This window comes from Gilliamella sp. B3464 (assembly GCF_026536145.1).
GTDB lineage: Bacteria > Pseudomonadota > Gammaproteobacteria > Enterobacterales > Orbaceae > Gilliamella.
This window is the reverse complement of the sequence record NZ_JAFNOQ010000021.1, coordinates 1-5,224: the sequence shown is the minus strand read 5'-3', so window position 1 is coordinate 5,224 and position 5,224 is coordinate 1. Positions and strand designations below refer to the sequence as shown.

General features: G+C 58.4%; 4 protein-coding genes and 4 pseudogenes. 6 read left to right on the top strand and 2 right to left on the bottom strand.

Going from position 1 to position 5,224, the window contains the following annotated elements; genetic code table 11:
• Window positions 1-85: 85 nt before the first annotated feature.
• Window positions 86-367: pseudogene (locus J3U57_RS12520) on the bottom strand (IS91 family transposase); the annotation flags it as partial.
• A gap of 509 nt (window positions 368-876) precedes the next feature.
• A complete protein-coding gene (locus J3U57_RS12515; RefSeq protein ID WP_000238497.1) occupies window positions 877-1,161 on the bottom strand; it encodes a mobilization protein C in 285 nt (94 codons plus the stop codon).
• A 198-nt stretch (window positions 1,162-1,359) separates the two neighbouring features.
• On the opposite strand from J3U57_RS12515, the pseudogene J3U57_RS12510 reads away from it, so the two are divergent.
• The 6 genes and pseudogenes from J3U57_RS12510 to J3U57_RS12485 form a co-directional block, all read left to right on the top strand.
• A pseudogene (locus tag J3U57_RS12510) lies at window positions 1,360-2,001 on the top strand (MobA/MobL family protein); the annotation flags it as partial.
• Between the two features lie 106 nt (window positions 2,002-2,107).
• Window positions 2,108-2,158: pseudogene (locus tag J3U57_RS12505) on the top strand (mobilization protein); the annotation flags it as partial.
• Between the two features lie 15 nt (window positions 2,159-2,173).
• Window positions 2,174-2,674 (top strand): annotated as a pseudogene (gene repC / locus J3U57_RS12500) (replication protein C, IncQ-type); the annotation flags it as partial.
• 313 nt (window positions 2,675-2,987) lie between these two features.
• A complete protein-coding gene (gene sul2 / locus J3U57_RS12495; RefSeq protein WP_001043260.1) occupies window positions 2,988-3,803 on the top strand; it encodes a sulfonamide-resistant dihydropteroate synthase Sul2 in 816 nt (271 codons plus the stop codon).
• 60 nt (window positions 3,804-3,863) lie between these two features.
• Window positions 3,864-4,667 carry an aminoglycoside O-phosphotransferase APH(3'')-Ib gene (aph(3'')-Ib, locus tag J3U57_RS12490; protein WP_001082319.1) on the top strand — a complete coding sequence of 268 codons (804 nt, stop codon included), beginning with the start codon at window positions 3,864-3,866 and terminating at the stop codon, window positions 4,665-4,667.
• A partial coding sequence (locus J3U57_RS12485) for an aminoglycoside phosphotransferase family protein (protein ID WP_416379689.1) occupies window positions 4,667-5,224 on the top strand: 558 nt, incomplete at its 3' end. The genes aph(3'')-Ib and J3U57_RS12485, both read left to right, overlap by 1 nt.

Below are 5,224 nucleotides of genomic sequence, written 5' to 3'. Positions count from 1 at the left end.
AAGGATCTAGGTGAAGATCCTTTTTGATAATCTCATGACCAAAATCCCTTAACGTGAGTTTTCGTTCCACTGAGCGTCAGACCCCGAAACCGCGACGCTTACAGCTGAAAGCGACCAGGTGCTCGGCGTGGCAAGACTCGCAGCGAACCCGTAGAAAGCCATGCTCCAGCCGCCCGCATTGGAGAAATTCTTCAAATTCCCGTTGCACATAGCCCGGCAATTCCTTTCCCTGCTCTGCCATAAGCGCAGCGAATGCCGGGTAATACTCGTCAACGATCTGATAGAGAAGGGTTTGCTCGGGTCGGTGGCTCTGGTAACGACCAGTATCCCGATCCCGGCTGGCCGTCCTGGCCGCCACATGAGGCATGTTCCGCGTCCTTGCAATACTGTGTTTACATACAGTCTATCGCTTAGCGGAAAGTTCTTTTACCCTCAGCCGAAATGCCTGCCGTTGCTAGACATTGCCAGCCAGTGCCCGTCACTCCCGTACTAACTGTCACGAACCCCTGCAATAACTGTCACGCCCCCAAACCTGCAAACCCAGCAGGGGCGGGGGCTGGCGGGGTGTTGGAAAAATCCATCCATGATTATCTAAGAATAATCCACTAGGCGCGGTTATCAGCGCCCTTGTGGGGCGCTGCTGCCCTTGCCCAATATGCCCGGCCAGAGGCCGGATAGCTGGTCTATTCGCTGCGCTAGGCTACACACCGCCCCACCGCTGCGCGGCAGGGGGAAAGGCGGGCAAAGCCCGCTAAACCCCACACCAAACCCCGCAGAAATACGCTGGAGCGCTTTTAGCCGCTTTAGCGGCCTTTCCCCCTACCCGAAGGGTGGGGGCGCGTGTGCAGCCCCGCAGGGCCTGTCTCGGTCGATCATTCAGCCCGGCTCATCCTTCTGGCGTGGCGGCAGACCGAACAAGGCGCGGTCGTGGTCGCGTTCAAGGTACGCATCCATTGCCGCCATGAGCCGATCCTCCGGCCACTCGCTGCTGTTCACCTTGGCCAAAATCATGGCCCCCACCAGCACCTTGCGCCTTGTTTCGTTCTTGCGCTCTTGCTGCTGTTCCCTTGCCCGCACCCGCTGAATTTCGGCATTGATTCGCGCTCGTTGTTCTTCGAGCTTGGCCAGCCGATCCGCCGCCTTGTTGCTCCCCTTAACCATCTTGACACCCCATTGTTAATGTGCTGTCTCGTAGGCTATCATGGAGGCACAGCGGCGGCAATCCCGACCCTACTTTGTAGGGGAGGGCGCACTTACCGGTTTCTCTTCGAGAAACTGGCCTAACGGCCACCCTTCGGGCGGTGCGCTCTCCGAGGGCCATTGCATGGAGCCGAAAAGCAAAAGCAACAGCGAGGCAGCATGGCGATTTATCACCTTACGGCGAAAACCGGCAGCAGGTCGGGCGGCCAATCGGCCAGGGCCAAGGCCGACTACATCCAGCGCGAAGGCAAGTATGCCCGCGACATGGATGAAGTCTTGCACGCCGAATCCGGGCACATGCCGGAGTTCGTCGAGCGGCCCGCCGACTACTGGGATGCTGCCGACCTGTATGAACGCGCCAATGGGCGGCTGTTCAAGGAGGTCGAATTTGCCCTGCCGGTCGAGCTGACCCTCGACCAGCAGAAGGCGCTGGCGTCCGAGTTCGCCCAGCACCTGACCGGTGCCGAGCGCCTGCCGTATACGCTGGCCATCCATGCCGGTGGCGGCGAGAACCCGCACTGCCACCTGATGATCTCCGAGCGGATCAATGACGGCATCGAGCGGCCCGCCGCTCAGTGGTTCAAGCGGTACAACGGCAAGACCCCGGAGAAGGGCGGGGCACAGAAGACCGAAGCGCTCAAGCCCAAGGCATGGCTTGAGCAGACCCGCGAGGCATGGGCCGACCATGCCAACCGGGCATTAGAGCGGGCTGGCCACGACGCCCGCATTGACCACAGAACACTTGAGGCGCAGGGCATCGAGCGCCTGCCCGGTGTTCACCTGGGGCCGAACGTGGTGGAGATGGAAGGCCGGGGCATCCGCACCGACCGGGCAGACGTGGCCCTGAACATCGACACCGCCAACGCCCAGATCATCGACTTACAGGAATACCGGGAGGCAATAGACCATGAACGCAATCGACAGAGTGAAGAAATCCAGAGGCATCAACGAGTTAGCGGAGCAGATCGAACCGCTGGCAAAGGAAATCGGGGCAGAGGTCGATAGTGGTGGGGCGCTCAAGCACATACAGGACTGCATCGAGCGCCTTTGGAAGGTATCCATCATCGCCCAGAATGGCCGCAAGCGGCAGGGGTTTCGGCTGCTGTCGGAGTACGCCAGCGACGAGGCGGACGGGCGCCTGTACGTGGCCCTGAACCCCTTGATCGCGCAGGCCGTCATGGGTGGCGGCCAGCATGTGCGCATCAGCATGGACGAGGTGCGGGCGCTGGACAGCGAAACCGCCCGCCTGCTGCACCAGCGGCTGTGTGGCTGGATCGACCCCGGCAAAACCGGCAAGGCTTCCATAGATACCTTGTGCGGCTATGTCTGGCCGTCAGAGGCCAGTGGTTCGACCATGCGCAAGCGCCGCCAGCGGGTGCGCGAGGCGTTGCCGGAGCTGGTCGCGCTGGGCTGGACGGTAACCGAGTTCGCGGCGGGCAAGTACGACATCACCCGGCCCAAGGCGGCAGGCTGACCCCCCCCACTCTATTGTAAACAAGACATTTTTATCTTTTATATTCAATGGCTTATTTTCCTGCTAATTGGTAATACCATGAAAAATACCATGCTCAGAAAAGGCTTAACAATATTTTGAAAAATTGCCTACTGAGCGCTGCCGCACAGCTCCATAGGCCGCTTTCCTTGCTTTGCTTCCAGATGTATGCTATTCTGCTCCTGCAGCTAATGGATCACCGCAAACAGGTTACTCGCCTGGGGATTCCCTTTCGACCCGAGCATCCGTATGATACTCATGCTCGATTATTATTATTATTATTATAGAAGCCCCCATGAATAAATCGCTCATCATTTTCGGCATCGTCAACATAACCTCGGACAGTTTCTCCGATGGAGGCCGGTATCTGGCGCCAGACGCAGCCATTGCGCAGGCGCGTAAGCTGATGGCCGAGGGGGCAGATGTGATCGACCTCGGTCCGGCATCCAGCAATCCCGACGCCGCGCCTGTTTCGTCCGACACAGAAATCGCGCGTATCGCGCCGGTGCTGGACGCGCTCAAGGCAGATGGCATTCCCGTCTCGCTCGACAGTTATCAACCCGCGACGCAAGCCTATGCCTTGTCGCGTGGTGTGGCCTATCTCAATGATATTCGCGGTTTTCCAGACGCTGCGTTCTATCCGCAATTGGCGAAATCATCTGCCAAACTCGTCGTTATGCATTCGGTGCAAGACGGGCAGGCAGATCGGCGCGAGGCACCCGCTGGCGACATCATGGATCACATTGCGGCGTTCTTTGACGCGCGCATCGCGGCGCTGACGGGTGCCGGTATCAAACGCAACCGCCTTGTCCTTGATCCCGGCATGGGGTTTTTTCTGGGGGCTGCTCCCGAAACCTCGCTCTCGGTGCTGGCGCGGTTCGATGAATTGCGGCTGCGCTTCGATTTGCCGGTGCTTCTGTCTGTTTCGCGCAAATCCTTTCTGCGCGCGCTCACAGGCCGTGGTCCGGGGGATGTCGGGGCCGCGACACTCGCTGCAGAGCTTGCCGCCGCCGCAGGTGGAGCTGACTTCATCCGCACACACGAGCCGCGCCCCTTGCGCGACGGGCTGGCGGTATTGGCGGCGCTGAAAGAAACCGCAAGAATTCGTTAACTGCACATTCGGGATATTTCTCTATATTCGCGCTTCATCAGAAAACTGAAGGAACCTCCATTGAATCGAACTAATATTTTTTTTGGTGAATCGCATTCTGACTGGTTGCCTGTCAGAGGCGGAGAATCTGGTGATTTTGTTTTTCGACGTGGTGACGGGCATGCCTTCGCGAAAATCGCACCTGCTTCCCGCCGCGGTGAGCTCGCTGGAGAGCGTGACCGCCTCATTTGGCTCAAAGGTCGAGGTGTGGCTTGCCCCGAGGTCATCAACTGGCAGGAGGAACAGGAGGGTGCATGCTTGGTGATAACGGCAATTCCGGGAGTACCGGCGGCTGATCTGTCTGGAGCGGATTTGCTCAAAGCGTGGCCGTCAATGGGGCAGCAACTTGGCGCTGTTCACAGCCTATCGGTTGATCAATGTCCGTTTGAGCGCAGGCTGTCGCGAATGTTCGGACGCGCCGTTGATGTGGTGTCCCGCAATGCCGTCAATCCCGACTTCTTACCGGACGAGGACAAGAGTACGCCGCAGCTCGATCTTTTGGCTCGTGTCGAACGAGAGCTACCGGTGCGGCTCGACCAAGAGCGCACCGATATGGTTGTTTGCCATGGTGATCCCTGCATGCCGAACTTCATGGTGGACCCTAAAACTCTTCAATGCACGGGTCTGATCGACCTTGGGCGGCTCGGAACAGCAGATCGCTATGCCGATTTGGCACTCATGATTGCTAACGCCGAAGAGAACTGGGCAGCGCCAGATGAAGCAGAGCGCGCCTTCGCTGTCCTATTCAATGTATTGGGGATCGAAGCCCCCGACCGCGAACGCCTTGCCTTCTATCTGCGATTGGACCCTCTGACTTGGGGTTGATGTTCATGCCGCCTGTTTTTCCTGCTCATTGGCACGTTTCGCAACCTGTTCTCATTGCGGACACCTTTTCCAGCCTCGTTTGGAAAGTTTCATTGCCAGACGGGACTCCTGCAATCGTCAAGGGATTGAAACCTATAGAAGACATTGCTGATGAACTGCGCGGGGCCGACTATCTGGTATGGCGCAATGGGAGGGGAGCAGTCCGGTTGCTCGGTCGTGAGAACAATCTGATGTTGCTCGAATATGCCGGGGAGCGAATGCTCTCTCACATCGTTGCCGAGCACGGCGACTACCAGGCGACCGAAATTGCAGCGGAACTAATGGCGAAGCTGTATGCCGCATCTGAGGAACCCCTGCCTTCTGCCCTTCTCCCGATCCGGGATCGCTTTGCAGCTTTGTTTCAGCGGGCGCGCGATGATCAAAACGCAGGTTGTCAAACTGACTACGTCCACGCGGCGATTATAGCCGATCAAATGATGAGCACTTTTAAAGTTCTGCTATGTGGTGCGGTATTATCCCGTGTTGACGCCGGGCAAGAGCAACTCGGTCGCCGCATA

Excerpts from the sequence above, each read along its gene's own strand:
- J3U57_RS12515 (WP_000238497.1), bottom strand. The coding sequence starts at position 1,161 with ATGGTTAAGGGGAGCAACAAGGCGGCGGATCGGCTGGCCAAGCTCGAA.
- sul2 (WP_001043260.1), top strand. The coding sequence starts at position 2,988 with ATGAATAAATCGCTCATCATTTTCGGCATCGTCAACATAACCTCGGAC.